Source organism: Phenylobacterium sp. (assembly GCF_046290725.1).
Lineage (GTDB): Bacteria > Pseudomonadota > Alphaproteobacteria > Caulobacterales > Caulobacteraceae > Phenylobacterium.
In genome coordinates this window covers 205,832-231,597 of record NZ_JBKBUH010000001.1, presented here as the reverse complement: position 1 = coordinate 231,597, position 25,766 = coordinate 205,832, and the positions used below count along the sequence as shown (strand labels likewise).

32 protein-coding genes are annotated in these 25,766 nt (G+C 69.2%); 17 read left to right on the top strand and 15 right to left on the bottom strand.

The features are described 5' to 3' along the window. The first annotated feature begins 161 nt into the window (after positions 1 to 161). Genes ACK41C_RS01265 through ACK41C_RS01250 form a run of 4 tightly spaced genes read left to right on the top strand, consistent with a single transcriptional unit; the run spans position 162 to position 3,861 of the window. Positions 162 to 1,229, top strand: a complete 1,068-nt coding sequence (locus ACK41C_RS01265; RefSeq protein WP_409649438.1) for an MBL fold metallo-hydrolase — start codon at positions 162 to 164, stop codon at positions 1,227 to 1,229. Positions 1,230 to 1,262: 33 nt separating this feature from the next. Beyond that, positions 1,263 to 2,042: an enoyl-CoA hydratase-related protein gene (locus tag ACK41C_RS01260; protein WP_409649435.1), complete on the top strand. Its 780-nt coding sequence runs from the start codon at positions 1,263 to 1,265 to the stop codon at positions 2,040 to 2,042. Next, positions 2,042 to 3,007 carry an oxidoreductase gene (locus tag ACK41C_RS01255; RefSeq protein WP_409649433.1) on the top strand — a complete coding sequence of 322 codons (966 nt, stop codon included), beginning with the start codon at positions 2,042 to 2,044 and terminating at the stop codon, positions 3,005 to 3,007. Before ACK41C_RS01260 ends, ACK41C_RS01255 begins: the two co-directional genes overlap by 1 nt. Further along, positions 3,004 to 3,861 carry an SDR family oxidoreductase gene (locus tag ACK41C_RS01250; RefSeq protein ID WP_409649431.1) on the top strand — a complete coding sequence of 286 codons (858 nt, stop codon included), beginning with the start codon at positions 3,004 to 3,006 and terminating at the stop codon, positions 3,859 to 3,861. The genes ACK41C_RS01255 and ACK41C_RS01250 overlap by 4 nt, the downstream gene beginning before the upstream one ends. 29 nt (positions 3,862 to 3,890) lie before the next feature. Here the strand turns inward: ACK41C_RS01250 and ACK41C_RS01245 are convergent, their stop codons facing one another. Continuing rightward, positions 3,891 to 4,241, bottom strand: coding sequence for a TfoX/Sxy family protein (locus ACK41C_RS01245; RefSeq protein WP_409649428.1), 351 nt, complete (start codon positions 4,239 to 4,241; stop codon positions 3,891 to 3,893). Positions 4,242 to 4,278: 37 nt separating this feature from the next. On the opposite strand from ACK41C_RS01245, the gene ACK41C_RS01240 reads away from it, so the two are divergent. Further along, the gene (locus ACK41C_RS01240; protein WP_409649426.1) at positions 4,279 to 4,758 is read left to right on the top strand and encodes an N-acetyltransferase family protein; all 480 of its coding nucleotides are present in this window, start codon (positions 4,279 to 4,281) and stop codon (positions 4,756 to 4,758) included. A 15-nt stretch (positions 4,759 to 4,773) separates the two neighbouring features. Then, the gene (locus ACK41C_RS01235) at positions 4,774 to 5,370 is read left to right on the top strand and encodes a GNAT family N-acetyltransferase (protein WP_409649423.1); all 597 of its coding nucleotides are present in this window, start codon (positions 4,774 to 4,776) and stop codon (positions 5,368 to 5,370) included. Positions 5,371 to 5,428: 58 nt separating this feature from the next. Here ACK41C_RS01235 and ACK41C_RS01230 read toward each other — a convergent pair whose 3' ends face one another. Together ACK41C_RS01230 and ACK41C_RS01225 are read right to left on the bottom strand one after the other, a co-directional pair. After that, entirely contained in the window at positions 5,429 to 6,370 is a 942-nt protein-coding gene (locus ACK41C_RS01230; RefSeq protein WP_409649421.1) for an SDR family NAD(P)-dependent oxidoreductase, read from the bottom strand. A 36-nt stretch (positions 6,371 to 6,406) separates the two neighbouring features. Beyond that, positions 6,407 to 7,663 carry an MFS transporter gene (locus tag ACK41C_RS01225; RefSeq protein WP_409649418.1) on the bottom strand — a complete coding sequence of 419 codons (1,257 nt, stop codon included), beginning with the start codon at positions 7,661 to 7,663 and terminating at the stop codon, positions 6,407 to 6,409. 219 nt (positions 7,664 to 7,882) lie between these two features. On the opposite strand from ACK41C_RS01225, the gene ACK41C_RS01220 reads away from it, so the two are divergent. The 6 genes from ACK41C_RS01220 (at position 7,883) to ACK41C_RS01195 (ending at position 11,845) form a co-directional block, all read left to right on the top strand. Further along, positions 7,883 to 8,380, top strand: a complete 498-nt coding sequence (locus ACK41C_RS01220; protein ID WP_409649415.1) for a GNAT family N-acetyltransferase — start codon at positions 7,883 to 7,885, stop codon at positions 8,378 to 8,380. A gap of 64 nt (positions 8,381 to 8,444) precedes the next feature. Further along, positions 8,445 to 9,011: a DUF1285 domain-containing protein gene (locus tag ACK41C_RS01215; RefSeq protein ID WP_409649413.1), complete on the top strand. Its 567-nt coding sequence runs from the start codon at positions 8,445 to 8,447 to the stop codon at positions 9,009 to 9,011. Beyond that, positions 9,008 to 9,649, top strand: a complete 642-nt coding sequence (locus ACK41C_RS01210) for an NUDIX hydrolase (protein ID WP_409649410.1) — start codon at positions 9,008 to 9,010, stop codon at positions 9,647 to 9,649. The genes ACK41C_RS01215 and ACK41C_RS01210 overlap by 4 nt, the downstream gene beginning before the upstream one ends. Then, entirely contained in the window at positions 9,642 to 9,905 is a 264-nt protein-coding gene (locus tag ACK41C_RS01205) for a hypothetical protein (RefSeq protein ID WP_409649407.1), read from the top strand. Before ACK41C_RS01210 ends, ACK41C_RS01205 begins: the two co-directional genes overlap by 8 nt. Before the next feature lie 39 nt (positions 9,906 to 9,944). Further along, entirely contained in the window at positions 9,945 to 11,153 is a 1,209-nt protein-coding gene (locus ACK41C_RS01200; RefSeq protein WP_409653854.1) for a CCA tRNA nucleotidyltransferase, read from the top strand. Continuing rightward, on the top strand, positions 11,150 to 11,845 hold the full coding sequence (locus ACK41C_RS01195; protein ID WP_409649404.1) for a glutamine amidotransferase-related protein: 696 nt from the start codon (positions 11,150 to 11,152) through the stop codon (positions 11,843 to 11,845). The genes ACK41C_RS01200 and ACK41C_RS01195 overlap by 4 nt, the downstream gene beginning before the upstream one ends. A 98-nt stretch (positions 11,846 to 11,943) precedes the next feature. Here the strand turns inward: ACK41C_RS01195 and hemF are convergent, their stop codons facing one another. Both hemF and ACK41C_RS01185 read right to left on the bottom strand, forming a co-directional pair. Beyond that, complete coding sequence (hemF, locus tag ACK41C_RS01190; RefSeq protein WP_409649401.1) at positions 11,944 to 12,822, bottom strand: oxygen-dependent coproporphyrinogen oxidase; 879 nt, start codon at positions 12,820 to 12,822, stop codon at positions 11,944 to 11,946. Between the two features lie 10 nt (positions 12,823 to 12,832). Then, a complete protein-coding gene (locus tag ACK41C_RS01185) occupies positions 12,833 to 13,297 on the bottom strand; it encodes a tRNA (cytidine(34)-2'-O)-methyltransferase (RefSeq protein ID WP_409649398.1) in 465 nt (154 codons plus the stop codon). Between the two features lie 228 nt (positions 13,298 to 13,525). Between ACK41C_RS01185 and petA the strand changes: the two genes are divergently transcribed. The 3 genes from petA to ACK41C_RS01170 are packed head-to-tail and all read left to right on the top strand — an operon-like array spanning position 13,526 to position 16,264. Continuing rightward, on the top strand, positions 13,526 to 14,080 hold the full coding sequence (gene petA, locus ACK41C_RS01180; protein WP_409649395.1) for a ubiquinol-cytochrome c reductase iron-sulfur subunit: 555 nt from the start codon (positions 13,526 to 13,528) through the stop codon (positions 14,078 to 14,080). A gap of 5 nt (positions 14,081 to 14,085) precedes the next feature. Then, positions 14,086 to 15,405, top strand: a complete 1,320-nt coding sequence (locus ACK41C_RS01175; RefSeq protein WP_409649392.1) for a cytochrome b — start codon at positions 14,086 to 14,088, stop codon at positions 15,403 to 15,405. 7 nt (positions 15,406 to 15,412) lie between these two features. Next, entirely contained in the window at positions 15,413 to 16,264 is an 852-nt protein-coding gene (locus ACK41C_RS01170; RefSeq protein WP_409649389.1) for a cytochrome c1, read from the top strand. Positions 16,265 to 16,286: 22 nt separating this feature from the next. Here ACK41C_RS01170 and ACK41C_RS01165 read toward each other — a convergent pair whose 3' ends face one another. Then, positions 16,287 to 17,087: a hypothetical protein gene (locus ACK41C_RS01165; RefSeq protein WP_409649386.1), complete on the bottom strand. Its 801-nt coding sequence runs from the start codon at positions 17,085 to 17,087 to the stop codon at positions 16,287 to 16,289. A 205-nt stretch (positions 17,088 to 17,292) separates the two neighbouring features. Here ACK41C_RS01165 and ACK41C_RS01160 point away from each other — a divergent pair, with 205 nt between their 5' ends. Continuing rightward, positions 17,293 to 17,733: a hypothetical protein gene (locus tag ACK41C_RS01160; RefSeq protein WP_409649383.1), complete on the top strand. Its 441-nt coding sequence runs from the start codon at positions 17,293 to 17,295 to the stop codon at positions 17,731 to 17,733. Positions 17,734 to 17,766: 33 nt separating this feature from the next. Here ACK41C_RS01160 and ACK41C_RS01155 read toward each other — a convergent pair whose 3' ends face one another. From ACK41C_RS01155 to ychF, 3 genes are read right to left on the bottom strand one after another with little or no spacing between them, the layout of a single operon-like run. Further along, complete coding sequence (locus tag ACK41C_RS01155; RefSeq protein WP_409649381.1) at positions 17,767 to 18,450, bottom strand: dienelactone hydrolase family protein; 684 nt, start codon at positions 18,448 to 18,450, stop codon at positions 17,767 to 17,769. 3 nt (positions 18,451 to 18,453) lie between these two features. Next, the gene (locus tag ACK41C_RS01150; protein ID WP_409649378.1) at positions 18,454 to 19,122 is read right to left on the bottom strand and encodes a dienelactone hydrolase family protein; all 669 of its coding nucleotides are present in this window, start codon (positions 19,120 to 19,122) and stop codon (positions 18,454 to 18,456) included. A 50-nt stretch (positions 19,123 to 19,172) separates the two neighbouring features. Further along, entirely contained in the window at positions 19,173 to 20,270 is a 1,098-nt protein-coding gene (ychF, locus tag ACK41C_RS01145) for a redox-regulated ATPase YchF (protein WP_409649375.1), read from the bottom strand. A 221-nt stretch (positions 20,271 to 20,491) separates the two neighbouring features. Here ychF and ACK41C_RS01140 point away from each other — a divergent pair, with 221 nt between their 5' ends. Beyond that, entirely contained in the window at positions 20,492 to 21,367 is an 876-nt protein-coding gene (locus ACK41C_RS01140) for an aminoglycoside adenylyltransferase domain-containing protein (protein WP_409649372.1), read from the top strand. On the opposite strand, the gene pth is transcribed toward ACK41C_RS01140, so the two are convergent. The 6 genes from pth to ACK41C_RS01110 all read right to left on the bottom strand — a co-directional run bounded on the left by pth (position 21,364) and on the right by ACK41C_RS01110 (position 25,582). Continuing rightward, positions 21,364 to 21,981 (bottom strand): aminoacyl-tRNA hydrolase, encoded by a 618-nt coding sequence (gene pth / locus ACK41C_RS01135; protein ID WP_409649369.1) that lies wholly within the window; start codon positions 21,979 to 21,981, stop codon positions 21,364 to 21,366. The two genes, ACK41C_RS01140 and pth, sit on opposite strands and share 4 nt — an antisense overlap. Positions 21,982 to 22,025: 44 nt before the next feature. Then, positions 22,026 to 22,640, bottom strand: coding sequence for a 50S ribosomal protein L25/general stress protein Ctc (locus ACK41C_RS01130; protein WP_409649366.1), 615 nt, complete (start codon positions 22,638 to 22,640; stop codon positions 22,026 to 22,028). A 127-nt stretch (positions 22,641 to 22,767) separates the two neighbouring features. Continuing rightward, positions 22,768 to 23,820, bottom strand: coding sequence for a hypothetical protein (locus tag ACK41C_RS01125; protein WP_409649363.1), 1,053 nt, complete (start codon positions 23,818 to 23,820; stop codon positions 22,768 to 22,770). A gap of 188 nt (positions 23,821 to 24,008) precedes the next feature. Continuing rightward, positions 24,009 to 24,359, bottom strand: a complete 351-nt coding sequence (locus ACK41C_RS01120; RefSeq protein WP_409649360.1) for a DUF3147 family protein — start codon at positions 24,357 to 24,359, stop codon at positions 24,009 to 24,011. A 451-nt stretch (positions 24,360 to 24,810) separates the two neighbouring features. Beyond that, a complete protein-coding gene (locus tag ACK41C_RS01115; protein ID WP_409649358.1) occupies positions 24,811 to 25,167 on the bottom strand; it encodes a hypothetical protein in 357 nt (118 codons plus the stop codon). A 10-nt stretch (positions 25,168 to 25,177) separates the two neighbouring features. Then, the gene (locus ACK41C_RS01110; RefSeq protein ID WP_409649355.1) at positions 25,178 to 25,582 is read right to left on the bottom strand and encodes a TonB family protein; all 405 of its coding nucleotides are present in this window, start codon (positions 25,580 to 25,582) and stop codon (positions 25,178 to 25,180) included. Positions 25,583 to 25,766: the final 184 nt, after the last annotated feature.

The window sequence follows — 25,766 nt, the reverse complement described above, 5'->3', positions numbered from 1 at the left end:
CCTGGGGGTGGTTCCTCGAGCGGGACATAAGCCCCTGCATCGCTTGAGGGTCAAGTTCGGTGTTAACCGGGGCGGAACTTGGGCGTCGCACCGCCCTTCGGGGTTTGCTCTGCGCGCAGGACCGGCCGAGACTGAAGGCCGGACAGAGGGAGGAGACGGGCTTGCGGGATGGATTCGAGGAGGCGGGCGAGGCGTCCGCGCGAGCCAGGCTGAACTATCCCTTCGAGCGCGGCCCGGCGAACGGCGAGGCGCTGGAAGTCGCGCCGGGCGTTTACTGGCTTAGGATGCCGCTCGGCGGCTCGCTCGCCTACATCAACGTCTGGGCGCTGGAGGACGGCGAGGGCTGGGCCATCGTAGACACCGGCCTGGGCGGGCCCGATACCCAGGCGGCATGGCGCCGCGCCTTCGCCGGCCCTCTGGCGGGGCGGCCGGTCACCCGCGTCTTCGTGACGCACATGCACCCCGACCATATCGGCATGGCCGGCTGGCTGACGCGCAAGTTCGGCTGCCGCCTTTGGATTAGCCGGCTTGAGTTCCTGATGTGCCGCTCGCTCGCCGCCGACACCGGCCGCGAGGCGCCGCAGGACGCGCTTTCCTTCTATCGCGCCGCGGGCTGGGACGAGGAGGCGATCGAGACCTACCGCGCCCGCTTCGGGGGCTTCGGCAAGGGGCTGCACGCCCTGCCCGATTCCTTCCATCGCCTGTCCGACGGCGACGAGGCGACCATCGGCGGCCGCACCTGGCGAGTGGTGACGGGCTCCGGCCATTCGCCCGAACACGTCTGCCTCTGGTGTCCGGAGCTGAAGCTGTTCATTTCCGGCGACCAGGTGCTGCCGAAGATCTCCTCCAACGTTTCGGTCTTTCCGACGGAACCGGCCGGGGATCCGTTGCACGAATGGCTGACCTCGCTGGCCCGCATCAAGGCCCGCGTGCCCGACGACGTGCTGGTCCTGCCGGCGCACAACGACCCGTTCCACGGCCTGCATGCCCGCATCGACCATCTGATCGCCGGCCACGAGCGCGGCCTGAGCCGCCTGGAGGCCCTGATCGCCGAGCCCAGGCGCGCCGTGGACGTCTTCCACGTGCTCTTCCGGCGCAAGATCGACCAGAACGTGCTGGGCATGGCCACGGGCGAGAGCATCGCCCACCTCAACTGCCTGATCGGCCGGGGGCGGGCCGTGCGCGAGACCGACGCCGATGGGGTCGACTGGTACCGGGCGACGGCTTAAGGCTTACGGCGTAATTTTTAGAGAGGCGCAGACATGACCGACCACATCCTCGTCGAGAAAGCCGGCGGCGTGCTGACGCTGACCTTCAACCGCCCGGAAAAGAAGAACGCCATCACCCGGGCCATGTACCAGGCGCTCGCCGACGGCATCGACGGGGCCGAGTTCGACAAGGACGTCCGCTGCGTCCTCATCCAGGCCAACGGCGACATGTTCACCGCCGGCAACGATCTTTCCGACTTCGCTGCAGTCAACGCCGGCGACGCCAGCGCCAACGAGGCGCGGCGAGGCGGCAACCCGCTGCTGGCGGCGCTGGCGCGGGCCAAGACACCCATCGTGGCGGCCGTGAACGGCCGGGCCGTCGGGGTCGGCACGACCATGCTGCTGCATTGCGATCTCGTCTATGTGTCCGAAGACGCCTTGCTCACCACGCCCTTCGTGAACCTCGCCCTGGTGCCGGAGGCGGCCTCCAGCCTGACCCTGCCGGCCCGCATCGGCCATGCGCGCGCCTTCTCCATGTTCGTGCTGGGCGAGGCGGTGGACGCGTGCAAGGCGGTGGACTGGGGCATCGCCAACGCGGCGGTTCCGCTGTCCGAGCTGCGCGCGAAGGCTCGCGCCGCGGCCGAGGCCGTGGCGGCCCGTCCGCCCGCCGCCGTGGCCATCACCAAAGCCCTGATGCGCGATCCCGCCGCCATCGCCCAACGCATGGACGAGGAAGGCGCCCACTTCGCCGCCCAGCTGAAGTCGCCCGAGGCGCGCGAGGCCTTCGCAGCCTTCGCCGAGAAGCGCGCGCCCGACTTCTCCAAGGTCGCCTGATGAGCCGCATCGTCTCGCGGTTCGGCGCCTTCACTCCCGCCCGGGTGGTGGCCGGCGACCATGACCTGGGCGGCCGGCGGGTCATCGTCACCGGCGGGGCCAGCGGCATCGGCCTGGAGACCGCCCGCGCGCTCGCCGGCGCAGGCGCCGACGTCATGCTGGCCGTCCGCGACCGTGCGGCCGGCGAGCGGGCGGCGGTGGCGATCAACGAATCCATCGGCGACGATCGGGTGGTGGCGGGAACCCTGGACCTGGCGAGCCTCGGCTCGGTGGCGGCCTTCGTGGACGCCTGGGGCGACGAGCCGCTGGACATCCTGATCAACAATGCGGGCGTCATGGCTACGCCCCAACTCTACACCGCCGACGACCTGGAGCTGCAGATCGGCACCAACCACTTCGGACACTTCCTGCTGACGCTCGGCCTGACGCGGGCCCTGATGAACGCGGCCGAAGACGGCCGCTCCGCCCGGGTGGTGGCGCTCTCCTCCATCGGCCACCGCCGCAGCGACATACACTGGGATGACATCCACTACCGCTCCCGGCCCTACGACAAATGGGAGGCCTATGGGCAGTCCAAGACGGCCAACGCCCTGTTCGCCGTCGGCTACAACGCCCGTTTCGCCGAGCACGGCGTCACCGCCAACGCGGTCATGCCCGGCGGCATCATGACGCCCCTGCAGCGCTACTTGCCCAAGGAAGAGATGATCGCCATGGGCTGGATCGACGAGGAGGGGAAGGTCGCCGAGGGCTTCAAGACGCCGGAGCAGGGCGCCTCGACGAGCGTCTGGGCGGCGGTGGGCGAGGAGCTGGAAGGGGAGGGCGGCCTCTATCTGGAGGACTGCGCCGAGGCGCTGCCCTGGACGCCCGACAATCCGCGCAAGGGCGTCATGCCCTACGCCCTCGACCCGGAGGCGGCCGACCGCCTCTGGGCCATCTCCGAAGAGACCACGGGAGCCGTCCTATGAGCCTGCAAGGCAAGACCCTGTTCGTCACCGGCGCCAGCCGCGGCATCGGCCTGGCCATCGCGCTCCGCGCCGCCCGCGACGGCGCCAATGTCGCCATCGCCGCCAAGACCGCCGAAACCCACAAGCACCTGCCGGGCACCATCTATTCCGCCGCCGAGGAGATCGAGAAGGCCGGGGGCAAGGCCCTGCCGCTGGTGGTCGACGTGCGCGACGAGGCCAATGTCTACGACGCCGTGGAGAAGACCATGGAGCGGTTCGGCGGGATCGACATCTGCGTGAACAACGCTTCGGCCATCTCCCTGACACCGACGCTCGCCACCGACATGAAGCGCTATGATCTGATGAACCAGGTCAATGCGCGCGGGACCTTCCTGGTCTCCAAGGCCTGCATCCCGCACCTGAAGCGCGCCGCCAATCCGCATGTGCTGATGCTCTCCCCGCCGCTGGACATGAGCCCGCGCTGGTTCCAGGGCCACGTGGCCTACACGATGGCCAAGTTCGGCATGAGCATGTGCGTGCTGGGCATGGCCGAGGAGTTCCGAGCGGACGGGATCGCCTTCAACGCCCTCTGGCCCCGCACCGGCATCGCCACCGCCGCCATCCAGTTCGCCCTGGCCGGCGAGGAGGGCATGCGTCGCTGCCGAACGCCCGAGATCATGGCCGACGCCGCCTACGCCGTCTTCAAGAAACCGGCGCGCGAATTCACCGGCAACTTCCTGATCGACGACACCTTCCTCTACGCCGAGGGCGAGCGGGATTTCGACAAGTACCGCGTGGATCCCACAGAGCCGCTGATGCCGGACTTCTTCGTCCCCGCCGACTCCGTCCCGCCGCCGGGGGTGAAGATCGGCTGACGTCAAATCCGTCCCGCTTAGGGGTGGATTTAGCGTGCTGGCTTCGGCCGTTTCCTCGCCTGGGCCCGGGCCGCCGCGTCGAGCGCCTTGTGCGCCCAGCCGGCCAGGCGGTCCGGGTCTTCCAGCGCGTCGAGCGGGACTGTGAAGTAGTTGGCGGTGCGGTGGTCCTTGTAGGGGCGGAACGCCTCGCCGCCGGCGGCTTCGAAATCGGGCCGGGTTTCCGCATCGACCTTCAGATACAGCACGTCGTCGTCGATCACGCCAAAGAACAGGTCGTGCCGGCGCAGGCCGATCCCGCCGAACATCCGCCGCGAGGTGACGCCGCCCAGGGGCTCCAGGTGCTCGAGGATCATGTCGAGGAAGTCGGGCGAGACGGCCATGCGTTGCGCTCCTGCGGCGGATGTCGAAGATACAAGCATGACCGTGACCGTACGACCCGCCGCGCCGGCCGACGCCGCCCTTATCCACCGTTTCGTCCGCGCCCTGGCTGAATACGAAAAACTGCTGCATGAGGTCGAGGCGACCGAGGCCGACCTCGCCGGGCACCTGTTCGGCCCAAATCCCCGGCTGTTCTGCGATATCGCGGAGGCCGACGGCGCGCCCGTCGGCTTCGCCATCTGGTTCTACAACTACTCCACCTTCCGCGGCCGCCACGGGATCTATCTGGAAGACCTGTTCGTGGTTCCGGAGGCGCGGGGCAAAGGCGCCGGCAAGGCCCTGCTGCGCCGCCTGGCGCAGCGCTGCGTCGAGGAGGGGCTGGCGAGGCTGGAATGGGCGGTGCTCGACTGGAACGCGCCGTCCATCGCCTTCTATGACAGCCTTGGCGCCACGGCCCAGACCGACTGGATCGTGCGCCGCCTGAGCGACGAACCGCTGCGGGCGCTGGCGGTGAGCTGAGATGGGAGGGACACCATGAGCGCGCCGCCCAAGACCGTCCTCACCGCGACCTCGGACGAGGCGGACGCCATCCGCCGGGCGGTGCGTGAACTCGCCGCGCGGATCGGCGTCCGCCTCGAACACGCTCCGGGCCTGGCGCGCCTGCTCGCCGATCCGCGCGTGTCGGATCCGATCTACGACATCCCCCGCCCGATCACCGAGGAAACCGTCAGCCGCTGGGTGGCCGAGAGCATCGCCGCGGGCGAACGGGGCGAATGCCTGATGACGGTCACCCTGGACGAGGCCGGCGAGGTCGCCGGCTATTCGCGGATCGTCGTCTGGCCCGATCGGGCCTCGGCCGAGATCGCCGGCGCCAAGCGGGCCGACCGCCAGAACAGCGGGTCGGGCGGCGCCGGCGTGGCGCAGGCCACCGCCCTGATGTTCGAGACCCTGGGCGTGCGTCTGATCGGCCTCACCGCCGCGTTGGACAATATCCGCTCCGCCAAGGCCATCGACGCGGCCGGCTATGTCCGCATGGGCGAGCGCGAGAGCGTCCGGCCCGACGGCTCCATCCGCCGGTCGCTCTATTGGGAGCTCACCCGCGACGCCTGGCGGCGCATGCGCAGAGCCTAAAGAAAATCCCTCCCCGTCGCCGGGGAGGGATCCCTTGTCCTGCGCGTAAGGCTGCGGCTTAGGACGCCGTCGCCGGCTTCGCCTGTTGCTGCTGGTTGTTGCCGGGCAGGGGGCCGCGGTTCAGGTCGAAGAACTTGGGCGCCATCTTCGGCACGGCTTCATTGAGGATGGTCTCGACCGTCCAGCCCTCTTCCTTGGTCACGGTCTCGATCGGCCGCGGCTGGGAATAGAGGATGATGTTCTCGCCCGAGGCGCCGAAGATCTGACCCGAGACGTGAGCGGCGGCCGGGGCCACCATGGCGACGGAGAAGCGGGCCGGCTGGTCGGCGCGGATTTTCTCGGCCATCACCGCGCGGCGGGCGGCGGCGGCTTCGTCCTTCACCGGCACCGACTGGGTCATGCGGGTCCAGGCGACCGGGGCTAGGCAGTTGGAGCGGACGTTGTTGCGCGCGCCTTCCATGGCGATGATCCGCGACAGGCCGGCGATGCCCATCTTGGCCGCGCCGTAATTGGCCTGGCCGATGTTGCCGAACAGGCCCGAGGTGGAGGTGAAGAACATATAGGCGCCGTCGTTCTGTTCGCGGAACAGCTCGATGGTGGCGCGGGCGACGTTGAACGAGCCGCGCATGTGGACGTCGATGACCCGATCCCAATCGTCCTCGGTCATCTTGTGGAACATCACGTCGCGCAGGATGCCGGCCGGGTTGATCACCGCATGCAGGCCGCCGAAGGTGTCGAGCGCCTGCTCGACCATGCCCTGCACGGCCTTGTAGCTGGTGACGCTCTCGGAGTTGGAGACCGCTTCGCCGCCCGCGGCGCGGATTTCCTGGGCGACCTGCTCGGCCGGACCGGCGGAGCCCTCGTCCTCGCCCTTCAGGCCGCCGCCCAGGTCGTTGACCACGACCTTGGCGCCTTCCTGCGCCGCGATCAGCGCGCAATCGCGCCCGATGCCGTTGCCGCCGCCCGTGACGAGGACGACCTTGCCTTCCAAAGCACCCATCTTTCCAATCTCCCTAAAAGAATAATTCGCGAGTTGTTATTCGAGCCTGTCGGCCTTGCGCAAGGCGGGAAAGAGTTTGGCCCAAAGCCCGGTCACGAGCAAAGCCGCAACCCCGCCGGTCACCGCTGCGCCCACTGCTCCGAGGAACCGGGCGGCCACGCCGGTGCGGAATTCCCCCAGTTCGTTGGAGGCGCCGATGAAGAGCGACGAGACCGCCGCCACCCGGCCCCGCATCTGATCCGGCGTCACGATCTGCACCAGGGTCTGGCGCACATAGACGCTCAGCATGTCGGCCCCGCCCAGCACCGCCAGGGCGACCACCGACAGCCAGAAGACCTCCGACAGCCCGAAGACGATGGTGGCCAGGGCGAAGATCGCCACGCCGGTGAACATGAACACCCCGGCCTTGGTGCGGATCGGATTAGCCGCCAGCCAGATCGCCACCAGGGTCGCGCCGATGGCAGGGCCGGCCCTCAGGATTCCGAAGCCCTCCGGCCCGACGTGCAGGATGTCTCGGGCATAGACCGGCAACAGCGCCGTCGCCCCGCCCAGCAGTACGGCGAAAAGGTCGAGCGAGATGGCGCCGAAGACGATCTTGTTGCGCCAGACATAGCCCAGCCCCTCCTTGATCAGCGCCCAGCGCGAGCCGGGCTGCACCTCCGGCTGGGTGTTGCCGGCGATCAGGGAGACGGTGAGAACGGCGATAAGGTAGAGGGCGCAGGTGGTCGCATAGGCCGTGCCCAGCGACACCGAGACAAGCGCCCCGCCGAGCGCCGGTCCGATGATGGAGCCGCCCTGCCAGGCCAGGGAGTTCCAGGCGATGGCCCGCGGCAGCAGGCTGCGCGGCACCAGCATCGGCCCCAGCGCCGTCCCTGCCGGACCCATATAGGCCCGCGAGGCGCCGAACAGCACCGCAACGCCCAGCAGCAGCGGCAGGCTGGCGAAGTCGAACACGGTCGCCGCCAGCAGGATCAGGACCGAGGCGATCTCGCCCAGATAGCAGAGCTGCAGGATCCGCTTGCGATCGTGCCGGTCGGCCGCCTCGCCCGCCGGAAGGGCCAGCAGCAGCACGGGGATGAAGGTCGCCAGCCCAATCATGCCCACATAGAAGGCGGACTCGGCGACGCTCATGGTCCGCCGCGCCACTTCGTAGACCTGCCAGCCCAGGGCGACGCTCTGGATCTGGACCCCCAGCGTCGAGGCCACCCGGGTCGACCAGAAGAGCATGTAGTCGCGCCGCTTCAGAAGCGCGTAGGCGGAGACGGGCTGGTCGGACTCGGGTGATGTCGTCATGGGCGCGGCAACTTGGCCCGCCACGGCTCCGCTCGCAACGCGCGATTGACGCCGGTTCCCGATAGCCTTATGCGCGCGCCTTCGAACGGACGACCGGAAGGCCCTTCCATGCGAAGCCTGCGACGAACCGGGCGCGTGAGCCGCGCCGCCTGACGCCCCCGCCGGGACGCCGCGCACGCGCGGACGGCGGGCTCCTTCCCGCCTTCGCCCAGAGCTTCCATGATCGCCGATCCCCTTCCAGGCTCCCCCCTGAACTACGCTCTCGAAACGCCTGACGACGGCGCCGCCGTTGAGGCCCTGCTTGATCACGCCTTCGGCCCGGGCCGCTTCGTGAAGGTCTCCGAACGGGTGCGCGAGTTCGCCGAGTTCCGCCCGGATCTCTCCTTCTGCGCCTGGGACGGGGACCGCCTCGTCGGCTCCGTGCGCATGTGGAAGGTTCACGTCGCCGGCCGCCCGATCATCTTCCTGGGGCCGCTGGCGGTGGAGGCGGACGCCCGCAAGCATGGGACCGGCACCGCGCTGGTGGCGCGGGCGTGCGCCGCGGCCGAGGCGGCCGGCTATCCCACCGTGGTGCTGGTCGGCGACGAGCCCTATTTCGCCCGCGTCGGCTTCTCCGCGGCCACGACCCGCGAGCTGCGGCTTCCCGGCCCCGTGGACCAGCGCCGGGTGCTCGCCCGCGGCGCGCCCGAGCCGCTGGTCGGCGACCTCACGGCGTGAAGAGGCAGAGCCTTCCCCAGCGTCGCAGTTGAGGTGCGCCCCCCGGGGCCCTACCTTCCGAGTCATGGCGCAGACCAGCGACAAGCCCCGTCTCGAAACTCTCGCCGAGACCGCCAAGGCCCAGGCGCCGGGGCGGGGCCTGCCGCCAGTGCACCTGTGGAACCCACCCCACAGCGGCGAGATCGACATCGTCATCCGCAAGGACGGCGGCTGGACGCACGAGGGGAGGCCCATCGTCCGGGAGGCCCTGGTGCGGCTCTTCTCCACCATCCTGCGCAGGGATCCGGACGGTTTCTGGCTGGTGACGCCGGTCGAGAAAATGAAGGTCGTGGTGGAGGACGCCCCCTTCGTCGCCGTGCGCGTGGACCGCGAGGGCGAGGCGCTGCGCTTCGTCACCAATGTCGGCGACGTGGTCGAGGCCGGGCCCGACAATCCGATCCGCGTGGCTTTGGACGAGGCGACGGCCGAGCCGCGTCCCTATCTACATGTTCGCCGCGGGCTAGAGGCCCTGATCGCCCGGCCGGTCTTCTACGAGCTGGTCGAGATGGCGGAGGAGCGCGGCCGAAGCCTCGGCGTCACGTCCAACGGCGCCTGGTTCTCCCTTGGCGCGGCGGAGGCGGACGCCTCGTGAGCCCCACAGCCTCGCCGCGCGCGCTCCGCGACTGGATCGCCCGCCACCTCGATCCCCTGGAGGCGCGACCCTCCACCCAGCCGGCTTCCGACTTCGACCTGACGCCGCATCTTCGGCCGGCCGACGCTCAGCCGCTGACCCCGGCGGCGGTGCTGGTCGGACTCATCGAGCGGGAGGAGGGGTATTCGGTCCTGCTCACCCGCCGTTCCGACACCCTGCGCCGCCACACCGGCCAGATCGCCCTCCCCGGCGGGCGCAGCGATCCGGGCGAGGCGCCCTGGACGACCGCCCTGCGCGAAAGCCACGAGGAGGTGGGCCTGCATCCGGACTATGTGTCCCTGGCCGGTCTCTCCTCGCCCTACCAGACCGGCACCGGCTACCTGATCACTCCGGTGGTGGGGTTCATCCGGCCGGGCTTCACCCTGCAGCCCAATCCCGACGAGGTGGCCGACATCTTCGAGACCCCCTTCGGCTTCCTGATGGACCCGACGAATCACGAAGAGCACGAGCGCGAACTGCCCACCGGCGAGCGGCGGCGCTTCTACGCCATGACCCACGAGAACCGTTTCATCTGGGGGGCGACGGCGGGGATGCTGCGCGCGCTCTACGACCGCCTCTATGGAGCCGCCGTTGCTTAGCCAGCTCCTATGGCGGGCCGCCCTGGTGGCGACGCCCTTCGTCATCTGGTTCATCTGGCGCGAGATCGCCCGTCGGACCGGGCGTGAGATGGGCGCCACGCCCTGGGCCTGGCTGATCGCGGCGGGCGCGATCCTGATGGGCGTGTCCCTGCTGGCCTCCACGGCCTTCCGGCAGGACAATCGCGGCCAGACCTATGTGCCGGCTGAGGTGCAGCCCGACGGGCGGGTGGCGCCGGGCCGTTTCGAGACCAAGTGAGGGCGTGACGTGAGCGAGAGCCTTGGCCGCAAACCCTGGATGGCGTCGGCCGATCCGGTCCTCGACGCCCTCGACGCCAAGGGCGGCGAGAGCCGTTTCGTCGGCGGCTGCGTGCGCAACGCCATCCTCAACCGACCCATCGACGACGTCGACATCGCCACCACCCTGGCCCCCGACGAAGTGATCGAGGCGCTGGAGGCCGCCGGCCTCAAAGCCGTTCCGACCGGGATCGAGCACGGCACGGTCACCGCCGTCTCCCAGAGCCGCGGCTTCGAGATCACCACCCTGCGGCGCGACGTCTCCACCGACGGCCGCCGCGCCGTCGTGGCCTTCACCACCGACTGGGCCGAGGACGCCCAACGCCGCGACTTCACCCTGAACGCCCTCTATGCGAGCCGGGACGGGACGCTCCACGACCCCACCGGCCGCGGCCTGGCCGACGCCAAGGCTGGCCGGATCGTCTTCGTCGGCGACGCCGGGCGCCGCATCGCCGAGGACCACCTTCGGATCCTGCGCTTCTTCCGTTTCCTGGCCTGGTACGGAAAGGGCGAGCCGGACGCCGACGCGCTCGCCGCCTGCGCCGCCGGCAAGGCCAGCCTCTCGGCGCTCGCCGCCGAGCGGGTCTCCAAGGAGCTTCTGAAGCTGCTCGCCGCCGACGATCCCCGGCCCGCCGTGGCCCTGATGGAAAAGACCGGCGTGCTGGCGGAGATCCTGCCCGAACGCCCGGGCCTGGCCGCCTTCGACGGCCTGGTGGAGATCGAGACCGAGCAGCTTTTCCTCAACGATCCGCTGCTGCGGCTGGCGGCCCTGCTGCCCGACGACCAGCTCGCCGCCGCCAAGGCCGCCGAGCGCCTGCGGCTCTCCAACGACGAGCGGGACCGGCTGGTGGAGGCCATGGGCAAGACCCCGCGCATCACCTCCTGGATGAGCCCGCGCGAAAGCCGCCGCGCTGTCTACCGGATCGGGACCCAGGCCTTCGGCGACCGCATCAAGCTTGCCTGGGCCCGCGCCACCCGCACGGCGGCGACGCACCAGTGGCGCGGCCTGCTGGCCCTGGCGGAAAGCTGGACCCCGCCACCGTTCCCCCTGACCGGCGAGGACGTGCTGAACTCGGGCGTGCCGAAGGGCCCGATGGTCGGCCAGGTGCTGCGCGAGGTGGAGGACTGGTGGATCGACCACGACTTCATCGACGACAAGTTCTCGGCCATCGAGAAGCTGAAGGCCGTCGCCCAAGGTATGGCCTATTGAAGCTCGGCATTCTTGAGACCGGCGCGCCGCCGCCGGGACCGCGGGAGCGGTTCGGCGACTATCCGGCCATGTTCCGACGCCTGTTCGGCGAAGAGGCCTTCGACTATCGCACCTACGCCGTCGCGGACGGCGAAACGCCGGCGCAGGTCGGCGAGGCCGACGCCTATCTGGTGACTGGCTCTTCGGCGGGCGTCTATGACCCGCTGCCCTGGATCGAGCCGCTGAAGGACTTCCTGCGCGCGGCGCGAGGCCAGGTCCCGCTGGTCGGGGTCTGTTTCGGCCACCAGATCATGGCCGAGGCCTTCGGCGGCAAGGTCGAGAAGTCGCCCAAGGGCTGGGGCGTGGGCCTGCACCGCTATCGCATCGAACGCCCGGCCGACTGGATGGGCGAGGCCGCGACCCTCTCCATCCCCGCCTCGCATCAGGACCAGGTGGTCGAGCTTCCGCCCGGCGCCCGGGTCGTCGCCGGGAGCGACTTCTGCCCCTTCGGTCTGCTGGACTACGGCGGGTTCCGGGCCATTTCGGTTCAGCTCCATCCGGAGTTCGAGCCCGCCTACGCCAAGACCCTGATCGAGACCCGCCGCGGCAGCCGCTACACGGACGAGCAGGCCGACCGCGCCATTCTCAGCTACGAGCAGCCCAACGACCGCGCCGCGCTGGGCGGCTGGATCGCCGGTTTCCTGAAGGCCTAGCTGGAACCGAGACCTACCCTCGGGCGGTTGTCGGCCATGCGCCCGACCAGCCTCGCCCTCATCCTTGCCGCCGCCGCAACCGCCTTGCTGGTGGCGCTCTAGGTCCAGGCCACCAGCGGCGGCATGGAGGACAGGATCGTCTCGATGTTGCCGCCGGCCTTCAGGCCGAACATGGTTCCGCGATCATAGAGCAGGTTGAACTCCACGTAGCGGCCGCGGCGCACCAGCTGCTCGTGGCGATCGGCCTCGCTCCAGGGTTCGACCATGCGGTGGCGCACGATCTTGGGATAGACGTCGAGGAAGGCCTCGCCCACGGCGCGGGTGAAGGCGAAGTCCTTCTCGAAATCACCCGAATTGTGCCGATCGTAGAAGATGCCGCCGATCCCCCGCGGCTCCTTGCGGTGGGGCAGGTAGAAGTACTCGTCGCACCAGGCCTTGTACTTGCCGTGCCACTCCGGATCGAAGGGGTCGCAGGCGGCCTTCATCGCTGCGTGGAACAGCTTGGCGTCGTCGGCCTCCTGGCTGCGCTGCTCGTCGACCATGGGAGTTAAGTCCGCCCCGCCGCCGAACCAGCTCTCCGCCGTCGACAGGAACCGGGTGTTCATGTGCACGGTCGGCGTCCGGGGGGAGCGCGGGTGCACGATCAGGCTGATCGAAGCCGACACATAGGTGGGGTCCTTGTCGGCGCCCGGCATCTGGGCGGCCATCTCCGGCGAGAACCGGGCGGTGGCGGCCGAGGTGTGCACGCCGGCCTTCTCGAACAGCCGCCCGCGCAGGTGGCCGCCGATCCCGCCGCCGACGCCGGTCTCCCGGCTCCAGGGACGGAAGTCGAACCTGCCGGGTTCGCCGGGGTAGAGCTCGGCCGGCGCCTCCTCTTCCAGCCGCTCCAGCTCGGCGCAGATGCGCTGCTGCAGGGCTTCGAACCATTCCTTGGCGCGGCCGCGCCGGGTTTCGATCTCGGGAGGCAGGCTGGTCATGGCGGTTCTGCTATCCGCTCGCGGCGGGGATTGGAAAGCCTTTCGTCTGGCGAAGCGCCTCGCCCAGCGCCATGGCCGCCGCATTGACGATGTTCAATGACCGCGCGCCAGGGGCCATCGGGATGCACAGTCGCGCGTCCGCGACGGCGTGAACCTCGTCGGGAACCCCGGCGCTTTCGCGCCCGAACAGCAGAACGTCGGTCTCCCGGAACTCGAATTCATGAAAAGGTTCGGCCCCTTTCGTGGTGAACAGCACCAGCCGCTCATTCCTCCGTTCCCGGAACTCCGCCCAGCCGGAATGCCGCGTCACCTGCGCCAGACCCCCGTAATCCATGGCCGCGCGGGCGATAGCGCGGTCCGAAAGCGGGAAGCCGCAGGGCTCGATCACGTCCAGCTGAACGCCCATGCAGGCGGCGAGACGAAGGGCCGCGCCAAGGTTTTGCGGAATGTCCGGTTGAAAAAGGGCGATGAGCATTCTAAGCGGTCCAGCCACGGGATTGGCCGGGGACTGGGGCGAATCGCGGGGGCGGGCGCAATTGAGGCGCCGACTAGCCTTCCGAGGGTTCCGCCGCGCTCCGGCTCAGGTTCCGATGGCCCTTACCAGACCAGCCGGTGGGGGTCGAAGGCGGGATGTCTTCGGCGCGTGCGCCGGGGAGGTCCGAAGGGCCGCAGCCTGCGGCCCAAATCGAAGGGTAGCTTTAAGGTGGCCGACACCGTCGTGGGCGCAAATCCCGATCCTCACGCCTCGGGCGAAGACCCGAACCGGCGCGACTTCATCCATATCGCCGCGGGCGCGGCCGCGGTCGGCGCCGTCGCCGGCCTGGCCTGGCCGTTCATCGACCAGATGAACCCGTCGGGCGACACCCTGGCGCTCGCCTCGATCGAGGTGGACCTCAACAAGGTCTCGCCCGGCCAGCAGATCACGCTGAAGTGGCGGGGCAAGCCGCTCTTCGTGCGCAACCGCACCGCCGCCGAGATCGAGGCCGCCGTGCGCGACGACAACGCCGCCCTGCGCGACCCGCAGCGCGACGAGGACCGCCACAAGCCCGGCAAGGCCGAATGGATGATCCTGGTGGGCACCTGCACCCATCTGGGCTGCGTGCCGACCTTCGGCGGCGGCGACTACAACGGCTGGTTCTGCCCCTGCCATGGTTCGCACTACGATACGTCGGGCCGCATCCGTAAGGGCCCGGCGCCGACGAACCTGGAGGTGCCCGAATACGCCTTCCTCTCCGACACGACGGTCAAGGTGGGCTGACAGCGATGAGCGGACACTCCAACTACGAACCCAAGACCGGGATCGAGCGCTGGCTCGACACGCGCCTTCCCGTCGTGCGCCTGGCGTACGACTCGATGATCGACTTCCCGACGCCGAAGAACCTGAACTACTGGTGGACCTTCGGCGGCATCCTGGCCGTCTGCCTGGCCATCCAGCTGGTCACCGGCATCGTGCTGGCCATGCACTACGTGCCGCACGTGGATCACGCCTTCGCCTCGGTCGAGCGCATCATGCGCGACGTGAACTACGGCTGGCTGATCCGCTACATGCACGCCAACGGGGCCTCGATGTTCTTCATCGCGGTCTACATCCACATGTTCCGCGGCCTCTATTACGGCTCCTACAAGGCGCCCCGCGAGGTGCTGTGGATCCTGGGCTGCGTCATCTACCTGCTGATGATGGCCACGGCCTTCATGGGCTACGTCCTGCCCTGGGGCCAGATGAGCTTCCACGGCGCGGTCGTGATCACCAACCTGTTCGGCGCCCTGCCCCTGGTGGGCGAGGCGATCACCACCTGGCTGTGGGGCGGCTTTGCGGTCGACAACCCGACGCTCAACCGCTTCTTCTCGCTGCACTACCTGCTGCCCTTCATGATCGCCGGCGTCGTCGGCCTGCACATCTGGGCGCTGCACGTGCCGGGCAACAACAACCCGACCGGCGTGAACGTGAAGTCCAAGGAGGACACCGTTCCCTTCCATCCGTACTACACGGTGAAGGACGGCTTCGCGATCGCGGTGTTCCTGATCCTGTTCGCCACCTTCGTGTTCTACAATCCGAACGCGCTCGGCCACGCCGACAACTACATCCCCGGCAACCCGCTGGTGACCCCCGCCCACATCGTGCCCGAATGGTACTTCCTGCCGTTCTACGCGATCCTGCGGGCGGTGCCGGACAAGCTGGGCGGGGTGCTCCTGATGTTCGGCGCCATCGCGGTGCTGTTCGTCCTGCCCTGGCTCGACACCTCCAAGGTGCGCTCCATGCGCTACCGCCCGACGGCGAAGCTCTACTTCCTGATCTTCCTGCTGGTGTGCCTGGTGCTCGGCTATTGCGGCGGCCAGCTGCCCGACGATCACGTGATCCCGGGGCTCGCCACCTTCACCCTGCTGGACGCCGACCTGAACAGCTTCGTCTGGCTGTCGCGCCTGGCCACGCTCTACTACTTCGCCTACTTCCTCGTCATCCTGCCGGTCCTGGGCCTCACCGAGACCCCGCTGCCGCAACCGGAATCGATCAGTTCTCCGGTGCTGTCCCATCCCGCCAGCGCGCCTGCCGGCGCCGTGGCTTCGCCTGAAAAGAGGGGTTGAGCTCAAGATGCTGCGTAAAGGTATCGCGCTCGCGGCGTTCGGGCTCGCCATCGCCACGGCGCCCGCGGCTCTGGCTGCGGGGGGCGCTGCGCCCCTGAAGCACGCGGAATTCAGCTTCGAAGGCCCGTTCGGCAAGTTCGACCAGGCCCAGCTGCAACGCGGCTACAAGGTCTATCGGGAGGTCTGCTCGTCCTGCCACTCGATGGACCTGCTGTTCTTCCGCAACCTCGGGCAGAAGGACGGGCCGTTCTACGATCCGAAATACCCGAACCCGAACGACAATCCGTACGTGAAGGCCATCGCGGCCGAGTACCAGATCAACGACATCGACTCCGAGACCGGCGACGTCGTCCAGCGCCCCGGCATCCCGGCCGACCGCTTCCCGAACCCGTTCCCGAACGAGGCGGCGGCGCGGGCGTCCAACGGCGGCGCCCTGCCGCCGGACCTGTCGGTGATGGCCAAGGCGCGTCACTCCGGCCCGCACTACATCTATTCGCTGATGGCCCACGGCTATGCGAACCCGCCGGCGGGCCTGACCGTGGCGCCGGGCCAGTATTACAACAAGTACTTCCCGGGCGACCTGACCGCCTCCTGGTCCGGCGATCCGAAGCACGTTCCGCCCGGCGGCGTCCTGGCCATGCCGCCGCAGCTGGAGCCGGACAAGGTCACCTTCGACGACGGCACGCCGTCCACCATCGACCAGCAGGCCAAGGACGTGGCCGCCTTCATCGCCTGGGCCTCGGAGCCCAAGATGATCGAGCGCAAGCAGTTCGGCCTGGCCGCCATGACCTATCTGCTCATCTTCACCGGCCTGCTCTACTGGAGCTATCGCCGGGTGTGGCGGAACGTGGCCCACTGAGGGCTTTCGTTTCCCGACCTCTTCAAGGCCCCGCCTCGGCGGGGCCTTTTTCGTCGAGAAGGTGCAGGCGCCGCCGCGGGAAATCGAAGCGCAGCCGGAAACGGCTCAGCGCCTGTGGGCCGATCTCGCCGATCAGGGCCGGGTCTTCCGTCCCGATCAGGCCGGCGCTCACCTGCTCGAAGAGTTCGCCTCCGAAAGACAGCGCCCGCAGCCGGGCCCGCCGCGGGCCATGGGGCGCGAGGCTCTCCGCGTCCGCGGCCGTCGCGATGCGGGTGTCGAGCCGCACCGCCGCGTCGCCGCCGGTCGAGACGCGCATCTCGCCGGCCAGGGCCCGCGGCCCGTCGGCGACCGCCGCTCGCGCGACCGCCTCGATCCGGTCCGGCCTCAGGGGGACGACCGCCCCGTCGCCGAAGCGCGGCGCGCGCCCGGCGTAGATCGTCACTCGACAGGGATCGAATGTCACGTCGACCACGTGGCCGCTGAGGACGTCCGCCCCGATCACGCCGGCGATTGGCGTGGGGAAGGCGGCCGTGCGGGCGTCCAAGTCCGCCACGCGAAAGGACCGGTTCCCGAGACTCAGTCCAGCAAGCCGCACCTCGCCGCGATGCTCCTCGCCCTCCAGACCGGCCGCCTGGGCGCGGGTCTCGTGCATCTGGGTCTGCGCCGCGCCGGTGTCGAGGATGTAGTCCCCGGCCACGCCGCCCACCGAGGCGGCCACCACCACCACGCCGTGATCGAGCCAGCAGGGCGTCTCGCCCGCGCGGGCGACGGACCCGGAAGCGAGCGCCGCGGCGGCGGCGAGGGCGGCGAAACGAAGGGCCATCGGGGAGGGGAGAGCTCCTGAATCGCCAACAGCATAGCCATGCCTCGGCGGCGCGGCGACGCCCCGCGGAGAGCGCCAGCGCCCGGATCGCGAACATATGAGCACGCCGGCGGCCCTCATCCGGGCTCGACGCCTTAACCCCGCCGCGGCGATCGCATATGGCCTTGGCATGGCTTTCACGCGCGCTTGGCGGAATTTCAAACGCATGCAGGACGTGGCGTTCGGCGCCGCCAGCCTGATCTATGCCGGGGCGGTGCTCAACGCTTTCCAGGTGCTGCCCGGCGGAACGGACCTCATTCTCCAGCGCACCCTGATCTGGCCGTCCGCCTTCCTGATGCTCTCGTTCTGCCTGCCCTTGCTGATTCCTCCCTTAAAAAGGCTGCTCGCCCGCTATGTCTGGATGAGCTTTCAGGCAGGCTTCGGTCAGACGCCGGTTTCGGTGCTGACCGGCGTCGGCCTGCTCGCCGCCGCGGCGGCCTTCATCTACTGGCAGGTCGCCGCCGTGGCCGGGGGCGGCCGCTATCCGGCCGGCGTCTTCTCCGGTTACGCCGCGGGCATCGGCATCCTGGCCGCCCAGGCCGTTCTGGTCCGGGCGCTGGAGCAGCACCCCGAGGTGCGCCCGGCGATCGAGGAGAAGGACGGCTGAGCGGGAGAGGAGGAAGAGGCGGCGGCGCGCGCCCTACGCCCCTTCCCCGCGTCCGCCGCCATGGCGGGCGAAGTGGGCCAGGGTCCGCAGTCGCGCGAGCCGAGCGGAGTCCGGATGATAGTCCGCGCGCCGGTCCGATACGAAGCCGTGGCCGGCGTCGTAGAGATAGATCGGCACGTCTGGATGCCGCTCGCGGATCTCTTCCACCTCCTCCAGGGGAATCGAGGCGTCGGCCTTGCCGAAATGCAGGATGATCGGCGCCTTGGGCGTCTCGTCCACCAGTTCGCTGATCCGCCGCCCGTAGAAGCCCGCCGCGGCCGCGATCCCCTTGCAGCGGCAGGCCGCCAGCCAGGTCGCCGCCCCACCCCAGCAGAAGCCGGTTACGAACACCGGCCCGGCCAGGGCGTCGATCGCCGCCTGGGCGTCGCCGGCCACCTGGTCCCAAGGCGTGGCCTGGGAATACTGCACGCCCTTGGCGATCGCGTCGGCGCTGTAGTCGGCCGCGAAGCCGGGCTCCAGCCGCTCGTAGAAGGCCGGCGCGATGGTCTCGTAGCCGTCTTCGGCGAAGCCGTCGCAAAGCTCGCGAATGTGGTCGGTGACGCCGAAGATCTCCTGGATCAGCACCAGCCCGCCGCGCCGGGCGTCGGTCGGCGCGGCCCGATAGGCGGAAAGCTCGAACCCGTCGTGGCGGCTCGTCAGCCGGATCGTCTCGCCCATGCCTCAGGCGCTCTCGAACAGCTCGCGGGTGCGGGCCCGCGCCAGGTCGGCGGCCTCGGCGTTGTAGCGCTCGGGGCTCTCGTTGTTGAAGCCGTGCCCGGCGCCTTCGTAGATGTAGACCGGCACGTGCGGATTGTGCTCGCGGACCGCCGTCTCGACTTCCTCGGCGTTGATGCCGGGGTCGGTGTGGCCCAGGTGGACGATGGTCGGGCAGAGGGGCTTCAGCGCGGCGTTGGCCTTGACCAGGCTGCCGTAATAGCTGGATGCCGCCGCCAGGCCCTCCACCTTGGCCGCCGCCAGCCAGGTCAGCGACCCGCCGTAGCAGTAGCCGACCACGAACACCTTGCCGCGCGGGGCCAGATGGTCGCGGCAGGCGGCGATGTCGGCCAGCGCCTGCTCCAGGGGCGTGGCGCGCGCATGGGCGATGCCGGCGGCGATCCCGGCCTCGTCGTGCTCGGCGTGGAAATCGCGCTGGCGGCGGTCGAACAGGGCCGGCGCGATCGCCTCATAGCCGGCCTTGGCCCAGCGCTCGACGTCGGCGCGGACGTGCCGGTCGATCCCGAAGATCTCCTGCAGCACGATCACCCCGCCCTTGCGGGGCGTGAAGGCCTGCTCGCGATAGGCCGTGAACGCAAAGCCGTCGGCGCCGGCGATGGTGATGGTGTCGCCCATGTGGGTCCTCCCTGCGCCCAGAGCCTAGGCCCCGAGAAGGCCCTGGCAAGTCAGACGTTGAAGCGGAAGTTCATCACGTCGCCGTCCTGGACGACGTAGTCCTTGCCTTCCTGGCGGAGTTTGCCGGCCTCGCGCGCGCCGGCCTCGCCCTTCAGGCGGACATAGTCCTCGTAGGCGATGGTCTCGGCCCGGATGAAGCCCTTCTCGAAGTCGGTGTGGATCACGCCGGCCGCCTGCGGGGCGGTGTCGCCCTTGTGGATGGTCCAGGCGCGGGCCTCCTTCGGCCCGACGGTGAAATAGGTCTGCAGGCCCAGCAGGTGATAGGCCTCGCGGATCAGCTTGTTGAGGCCGGGCTCGGCAAGGCCGAGGGTCTCCAGGAATTCGGCCCGCTCGGCCGGGTCCAGCATGGCGATCTCGCTCTCGATCTGGGCGGAGATCACCACATGGTCGGCGCCGTCCCGCTTGGCGCGCTCGGCGACCTGGCTCGACAGATCGTTGCCCGTGGCGGCCGAGGCCTCGTCCACATTGGAGACATAGAGCGCCGGCTTCGACGTCAGGAGCTGCAGCATCCGCCAGCCCTTCTCGTCCTCCGGGGCGATCTGAGCCTTGCGGGCCGGGCGGCCGGCGTTGAGTTCGGCGAGCGCCAGCTGCGCCAGGCGCAGGGTCTGGGCGCTCTCCTTGTCGCCGGTCTTGGCGCGCTTCTCCAGATTGACCACCCGCTTCTCCAGGCTCTCCAGGTCGGCGAGCATCAGCTCGGTCTCGATGGTGTCCAGGTCGGCCAGCGGATCGACCTTACCCTCCACATGGGTGATGTCGTCGTCGACGAAGCAGCGGGCCACGAAGGCGATGGCGTCGCAGTCGCGGATATTGGCCAGGAACTGGTTGCCCAGCCCCTCGCCCTTCGAGGCGCCGCGCACCAGTCCGGCGATGTCCACGAAGTTGATCCGCGAGGGGATGATCTCCTTGGACGGGATGATGGCGGCCAGCGCCTCCAGGCGCGGCTCGGGCACCGCCACGTCGCCGGTGTTCGGCTCGATGGTGCAGAACGGATAATTGGCCGCCTGGGCCGCCGCTGTCTGGGTGAGCGCGTTGAAAAGAGTCGATTTGCCGACGTTCGGCAGGCCGACGATGGCGACTTTCAAAGCCATGGCAGTGCTTGGTTCCTCGTGCGAGGGCGCGACCTAGCACGTCCGCCCGGACCGGTCATCCCGCGTGGCGAGGCAAGGAAGACGCAGGGCCGATCTGCGGCTATGCTTGCGGCCATGTGTCCTTACGACCGCATCCGGGCCTGACCGGCCCAGGGGCCTGAAAACCCGCTTCCGCCCGGCCGCAGATGCGCCGGGTCTCCTTCTGCTGGACACGACCTCCCATGCCTCATCGCGAACCGGGCGCGCCGACGCCCTATGCCGAACTGAACGCCGTCCTCGCCCATCTCCTCGACGGCGCCCGCGCTGCGCTCCGTGGCAATTTCGTCGGCGCCTATCTCCAGGGCTCCTTCGCCGTCGGGGACTTCACCGAACACAGCGACTGCGACTTCATCGTCGTGACGCGCCAGGACCTTTCCCCGGGCGAACTCGACGCCCTCCAGCGCCTGCATAAGGCGATCCATCGGCTGCCCTACGCCTACTGGCGCACCGGGCTGGAGGGCTCCTACGCGCCGGCGGCGATCCTGCGGCGCTGGTCGACCACGCCGCGCGATCCGCCGGGCGAGCCGCGGGGCGCCGACTGGTCCGATCCGGGCCTCTCCGGCCTGCCGGCCCGGGCCTATCCGTTCTGGTATCTGGACCATGGCGCAGACACCCTCGTCCGGTCCGAGCACGACAACACCCAGGTGGTGCGCTGGTGCCTGCGCGAGCGGGGCGTCGTTCTGGCCGGGCCGCCCCCGCAGGCGCTGATCGATCCCGTGCCGCCCGGGGCCCTGCGCGCCGAGGTGCGCCAGACCCTCGACCTGGCCCTGGCGACCGGCCTCGAGCCCATGCATCTGGCCGCCTGGCAGGCCTTCTGGGTCGGGCTGTTCTGCCGGATCCTGCACACGCTGGAGACGGGGGAGGTGACCTCCAAGAAGGCGGCCATGACCTGGGCGCAAGGCGCGCTGGCCCCGGCGTGGCGCAGCCTGATCGCCGAGGCCCAGGCGATGCGCAAAGGCGATCCGATCGTCTCCGAGCGGGCAACCGATCCGGACAAGGCGGCCGCGACCCGCGCTTTCGCCCTCTACGCCCGCGAGAGGGCTGACCGAGGGGTCTAGTCGCGGCCGCGAAGCTGCCGTGTGTCGGCCTTTTCGGCCGGCGCCAGGCGCATCACCTCGGCCTGGAACTTCTCGTCCTCGCCCGCCGCCAGCAGCGGCGCGGCGTCGGCCACCGCGCGCAGCAGCTCGGCCACCCAGGCCTGGTCCACCTTGTGGAAGTCCGAGAGCACGTGGCCCTGCACCAGTTCCTTCTGCCCCGGGTGACCGACGCCCAGCCGAGCGCGGCGGAAGTCGGGGCCGATCTGCGAAGTGACGGAACGCACGCCGTTGTTGCCCGCCGCGCCGCCGCCGGTCTTCATCCGGAAGCGGCCCGGCGCCAGGTCGATCTCGTCGTAGAACAGCACGACCTCGGCGGGCGTGAGCTTGTAGAACTTCATGGCCTCGCCCACGGCGCGGCCGCTTTCGTTGTAATAGGTCTGGGGCTTGAGGATCAGGGTGCGGACCGGCCCCTGCGGCGTATCGATCTCACCCTCGCGCATCAGGCTCTGGAACTTCGAGCGCTCGGGCCCGAAGCGCCAGCGGCGCGCGATCTCGTCCACGGCCATGAAGCCGATATTGTGGCGGTTGCCGGCGTAGCGGGGGCCAGGATTGCCCTGGCCCGCAAGGATCAGCATGGCTCTCGCCCGTCCGAGAGCGAGCGGCGCGAAGAGCCGCCCGATCAGGACTCGCTCTGCTCGGCGCCTTCTTCGGCCTGGGCGTCTTCCGAGGCCTGGGCCGAGGAGCCGGCGATGGTGGCGACCACGAAGTCGCGGTCGACGGAGGCCTGAACGCCCTTGGGCAGATCGAAAGCCGAAATCCGGATGGTGTCGCCGATGTCGAGACCCGTCAGGTCGAAGCTCAGCTCTTCCGGAATCTGGTCGGCGGGGCAGGCCAGCTCGACCTCGTGGCGCACGATGTTGAGCGTGCCGCCGCGCTTCAGGCCCGGCGAGGCGTCCTGGTTCACGAAGTGCACCGGCACCGAGATCTTGATCGTCTGGTGCGCGTCGACCCGGTAGAGGTCGAAATGGGTCGGCTCGTCGGTCACCGGATGCATGTCGACGGCCTTGGCGATGACCGGCTGGGTCTCGGCGCCGTACTTCAGGGTCACCAGGTGGCCCAGCAGCTTGCCGGTGTAGAGCGCCTTGCGGAACTCGTTGGCCTTGACCGCGATGGCGACGGGATCCTTGTCGCCGCCGTAGAGGACGCCCGGGACCATGCCGGCCCGGCGGGTTTCGCGGGCGCCGCCCGTGCCGGTGCGCTCGCGGACTTCAACGTTCAGGATGATCTCGGCCATCGCCTTCGCCTCAAAACGAAGCCGCCGCGCGTGACCCGCGCGGCGACGGAACGACCCCAGGGAGTCGAAAGGTGCGCGTAAATACACAAAACGCCCCGCCGTGGCAACGGTGGGGCGCGGTGTTTTCCTATCGCTTTTTCGCCGGCGGCTTGGCCGGGGTGGGCGTGTAGCCGACCGACTGCGTCGCCACCTGCGGCACGAAGCGCGGTTCGTAGGGTTCCGGCTGGCCCGAGGCCTTGATGACGCACCGGGCGGTGTCCATCATCGCGTGCTGGCCCAGGCAGAAGACGTCCTCGTAGTGCGGCCGCGAGACGGCCAGGCACTGGTAGAGATTCAGCTTGGCCATGGAGAGGCACATGTTGGCGTTCGGCTCCAGCATGATCGCCTTCAGCGTCTCCAGGTTTTCGTCGGTCGCCTCGCCCAGCACGGACAGCGCCGCGATCGCCAGGCTGCGGACCACGATGGGGGTGTAGGGGGGGCTCGCCGGCGTCTCGGCGGCGACGAGGCCCAGGGAGCCGTTCCCGGTGGCGGCGGCCTGCAGGCGCGCGGTCTCGGCCAGGTCGCCGACCACCGCCGTGGCCGACAGGGTCTTGGCCTGGGTCAGGCGCAGGTCGCGGTTGGCGACATCAGTCTTGGACCAGCGCTCCTTCTGGACGCTGTAGGCGGCGTCCTTCACCGCCTTGCCGGTGGCGTAGTACTTGGCGCCGTCCTCGCCGAGCGCCGTCTTCACCAGGGCGGCGGCGGACGCCGAGCCCGAGATCCCCACGGCGTAGGCGGGATCCCTGATGATCTCGTGGGCGATCTGGCGCCGGGTCTCGGCATTGGCCGCATAGGCGCGCACCCCGGCCACGAAGGCCGGATCCTGCAGGGCCGCGATAGCTCCGTAGGCTGTAGCGCCCTCGATCAACTGGCGGGGCTCGTAGGCCGCCCCGGTGCGCAGGGCCTCGGCGATGGCGCCGCCGTCTGCAAAAGCCGGGGAGATGGCGCTCGAGCGGGCGAGATAGAACCGATAGGCGCTGGCCTGCTCGATCAGCTTGGGCGCCAGGGAGATCGGCGGTGGCGGCGGCGGCGGCGGCGCGGGCGGCGGCGGCTCGGCGCAGGCGGCGAGAAGCGCGAGGGCGGAAACGGCGGCGGCGGTCAGCGCCGCACGAAGAGCGCCGGCGCGAGAAACGGAAGTCATCCTGAGCCTTCCCCGGATACAGCTTGGAGGCATGCTAGCACATGCGGACTGGGCGAGAATGTGACTTGGGATGCTTAATCGATCTTAACCAAGCGGGGCCTTGGACGGGGCGGCGCACGCGATTTCGGCCTTGCGGGAGCCGGGACGGCCCCGCCTGCGTCATCAGGCCGCGGCGTTCGCGGGCCTCCCTAGAGGCGTAAACCCAGCCGCGGCCCGATCCAGGTGACGCCGAGATAGAGGGTCACGGTCAGTGCGCAGCCGAGGAGGAGGGCCGCCCAGAAGTTCACGCCGCTCCGGAGCAGGATGGGGATCAGCAGGAACATCGGCAGGGACGGCAGCACGAACCAGAAGGTCGCCTCGGCGTGGGCGGCCAGGCGGACCGGATCGGCGGTATCCCGCCACAGCCACATCATGCCGAGCACCGACACCAGCGGCAGGGAGGCGACCAGCGCCCCCAGCCCCGGGCTGCGCCGCGCGATCTCCGACACCACGGCCACGATCAGGCCCGACAGCAGCGCCTTCACGATCAGATAGGTCATCGACGCGGGCCCCCTTCAGCGTTTCCGCCAGAGTGCGTCATGCGGGCGTTTCGACCAAGCGGGGGGCGAGCGCCTGGAGGCGGGGGTGAAGCGGTTTCGGGGCCGGTTTCGCCGGCGCGCTTGGCTGGACCTCGCACTCCGGTCCTGGCCGTGGCGGAGATAGGGGGATCGGGCGGGCGCGGAGGCTCGCGGCCGGGGCTTCGGACGGGCGAGATGGGCTCGAAGCCGACGTTGGGAGCGTCCGCTTCCGGTCAGCCTGATTAAGCGGGCTCAGGTCCGGAGGTTGGGCTGCGTTCGATGGCCGGAGTTGACTCCTAGCAGTCCTTCGGCGGTTCCGAGGTCGGGCGGGAGCCCCAACCCTGCCGCCGCGGGACTTGTGTGTCACAGAGCCGCGTTCTCAAGCTCGTTGTGGGGCATCCCGATGCAACGAGAGGCCAGGGGCCAGTCTAATTCAGTAGCGGCTCAGCGAGTAGCCCGTCTCGTCGCCATTCCAGAAGTCGTCGCCGAAAACCGCAATTTCGAGGAATGAGAGGCGCTTATCTCGCATGAATACCAGAGCCATTGCTCCATAGCGGAGTTGCGGCAACTTGATCACAACCGGAACCCCGACCGGGCTCGCCAAGTCGACAGCGTTGGCACACCAAATGTCAGTGTTTCGACCGCCGCCAGTGTTCACGCGGCTGGACACGTTGATTTCCTCGGGGTGAGGAAATCCAGATTCAGCGTGGATCTCCGCGACAACCTCAAGGATGTCGTTCTCCAGGGGCGTCAAGCGCTTCGTCGAGAAGGGAACTACTTCGCCGGCCATCGTAGCTCCTTCAGTTCCCAGCAGCGTCGCACCGAGGTAGCCGTTCGAGGAAGGGCGGATTGAAGTTGAACGGCAGCGCGACGGTGGCTCCTGCTACCGACCGCCCATCAGGGAGCGTCTCTTTCATTCTGTAGAGCCGCGTCAGCTTCAACGCCGCGGCGCCGAATCCCCATTTCTTCGGTGTCTCGCAGGCGAGGCTGCAGTTGTTGAGGCGGCCATCCCCGCCCACCACGCATCGCACGACAGCAACGCCAATCTTCTCATTGGCCATGGCGCGGAACGGGTATGCTGCGCTCGCCTGGTGAGCCGAAGGCTGAGCGGTCCAGATGGGCTCCCTTATCTCCCCAATTGGCTCCGCTACGGCACTCGTAGCCGCACAGAATGCGGCCACGGTCGCGAACATGATCCTACTCATCCTCGCCTCCGCCCAAGCGACGTCATGATGCGAGCGCAACGGTGAGATTGTCCCCGTAGCCTGAGAAGGCCGAAGGAAGGCCAAGCTTCCGCAAGACGTGGGTTCCCCATCCTCGCCCAAGCGTCGGTTGCTTTAGTAGCTGCCGAGCGGCCCCAGGATGTCCGGACTTCGGCCAATCGCCAAG

Bases quoted from the DNA above. Each gene is read 5' to 3' on its own strand.
- ACK41C_RS01260 (WP_409649435.1), top strand. From the start codon at position 1,263: ATGACCGACCACATCCTCGTCGAGAAAGCCGGCGGCGTGCTGACGCTG.
- ACK41C_RS01255 (WP_409649433.1), top strand. From the start codon at position 2,042: ATGAGCCGCATCGTCTCGCGGTTCGGCGCCTTCACTCCCGCCCGGGTG.
- ACK41C_RS01250 (WP_409649431.1), top strand. From the start codon at position 3,004: ATGAGCCTGCAAGGCAAGACCCTGTTCGTCACCGGCGCCAGCCGCGGC.
- ACK41C_RS01245 (WP_409649428.1), bottom strand. From the start codon at position 4,241: ATGGCCGTCTCGCCCGACTTCCTCGACATGATCCTCGAGCACCTGGAG.
- ACK41C_RS01240 (WP_409649426.1), top strand. From the start codon at position 4,279: ATGACCGTGACCGTACGACCCGCCGCGCCGGCCGACGCCGCCCTTATC.
- ACK41C_RS01235 (WP_409649423.1), top strand. From the start codon at position 4,774: ATGAGCGCGCCGCCCAAGACCGTCCTCACCGCGACCTCGGACGAGGCG.
- ACK41C_RS01230 (WP_409649421.1), bottom strand. From the start codon at position 6,370: ATGGGTGCTTTGGAAGGCAAGGTCGTCCTCGTCACGGGCGGCGGCAAC.
- ACK41C_RS01225 (WP_409649418.1), bottom strand. From the start codon at position 7,663: ATGACGACATCACCCGAGTCCGACCAGCCCGTCTCCGCCTACGCGCTT.
- ACK41C_RS01220 (WP_409649415.1), top strand. From the start codon at position 7,883: ATGATCGCCGATCCCCTTCCAGGCTCCCCCCTGAACTACGCTCTCGAA.
- ACK41C_RS01215 (WP_409649413.1), top strand. From the start codon at position 8,445: ATGGCGCAGACCAGCGACAAGCCCCGTCTCGAAACTCTCGCCGAGACC.
- ACK41C_RS01200 (WP_409653854.1), top strand. From the start codon at position 9,945: ATGGCGTCGGCCGATCCGGTCCTCGACGCCCTCGACGCCAAGGGCGGC.
- hemF (WP_409649401.1), bottom strand. From the start codon at position 12,822: ATGACCAGCCTGCCTCCCGAGATCGAAACCCGGCGCGGCCGCGCCAAG.
- ACK41C_RS01185 (WP_409649398.1), bottom strand. From the start codon at position 13,297: ATGCTCATCGCCCTTTTTCAACCGGACATTCCGCAAAACCTTGGCGCG.
- ACK41C_RS01175 (WP_409649392.1), top strand. From the start codon at position 14,086: ATGAGCGGACACTCCAACTACGAACCCAAGACCGGGATCGAGCGCTGG.
- ACK41C_RS01170 (WP_409649389.1), top strand. From the start codon at position 15,413: ATGCTGCGTAAAGGTATCGCGCTCGCGGCGTTCGGGCTCGCCATCGCC.
- ACK41C_RS01165 (WP_409649386.1), bottom strand. From the start codon at position 17,087: ATGGCCCTTCGTTTCGCCGCCCTCGCCGCCGCCGCGGCGCTCGCTTCC.
- ACK41C_RS01160 (WP_409649383.1), top strand. From the start codon at position 17,293: ATGCAGGACGTGGCGTTCGGCGCCGCCAGCCTGATCTATGCCGGGGCG.
- ACK41C_RS01155 (WP_409649381.1), bottom strand. From the start codon at position 18,450: ATGGGCGAGACGATCCGGCTGACGAGCCGCCACGACGGGTTCGAGCTT.
- ACK41C_RS01150 (WP_409649378.1), bottom strand. From the start codon at position 19,122: ATGGGCGACACCATCACCATCGCCGGCGCCGACGGCTTTGCGTTCACG.
- ychF (WP_409649375.1), bottom strand. From the start codon at position 20,270: ATGGCTTTGAAAGTCGCCATCGTCGGCCTGCCGAACGTCGGCAAATCG.
- ACK41C_RS01140 (WP_409649372.1), top strand. From the start codon at position 20,492: ATGCCTCATCGCGAACCGGGCGCGCCGACGCCCTATGCCGAACTGAAC.
- pth (WP_409649369.1), bottom strand. From the start codon at position 21,981: ATGCTGATCCTTGCGGGCCAGGGCAATCCTGGCCCCCGCTACGCCGGC.
- ACK41C_RS01130 (WP_409649366.1), bottom strand. From the start codon at position 22,640: ATGGCCGAGATCATCCTGAACGTTGAAGTCCGCGAGCGCACCGGCACG.
- ACK41C_RS01125 (WP_409649363.1), bottom strand. From the start codon at position 23,820: ATGACTTCCGTTTCTCGCGCCGGCGCTCTTCGTGCGGCGCTGACCGCC.
- ACK41C_RS01120 (WP_409649360.1), bottom strand. From the start codon at position 24,359: ATGACCTATCTGATCGTGAAGGCGCTGCTGTCGGGCCTGATCGTGGCC.
- ACK41C_RS01115 (WP_409649358.1), bottom strand. From the start codon at position 25,167: ATGGCCGGCGAAGTAGTTCCCTTCTCGACGAAGCGCTTGACGCCCCTG.
- ACK41C_RS01110 (WP_409649355.1), bottom strand. From the start codon at position 25,582: ATGAGTAGGATCATGTTCGCGACCGTGGCCGCATTCTGTGCGGCTACG.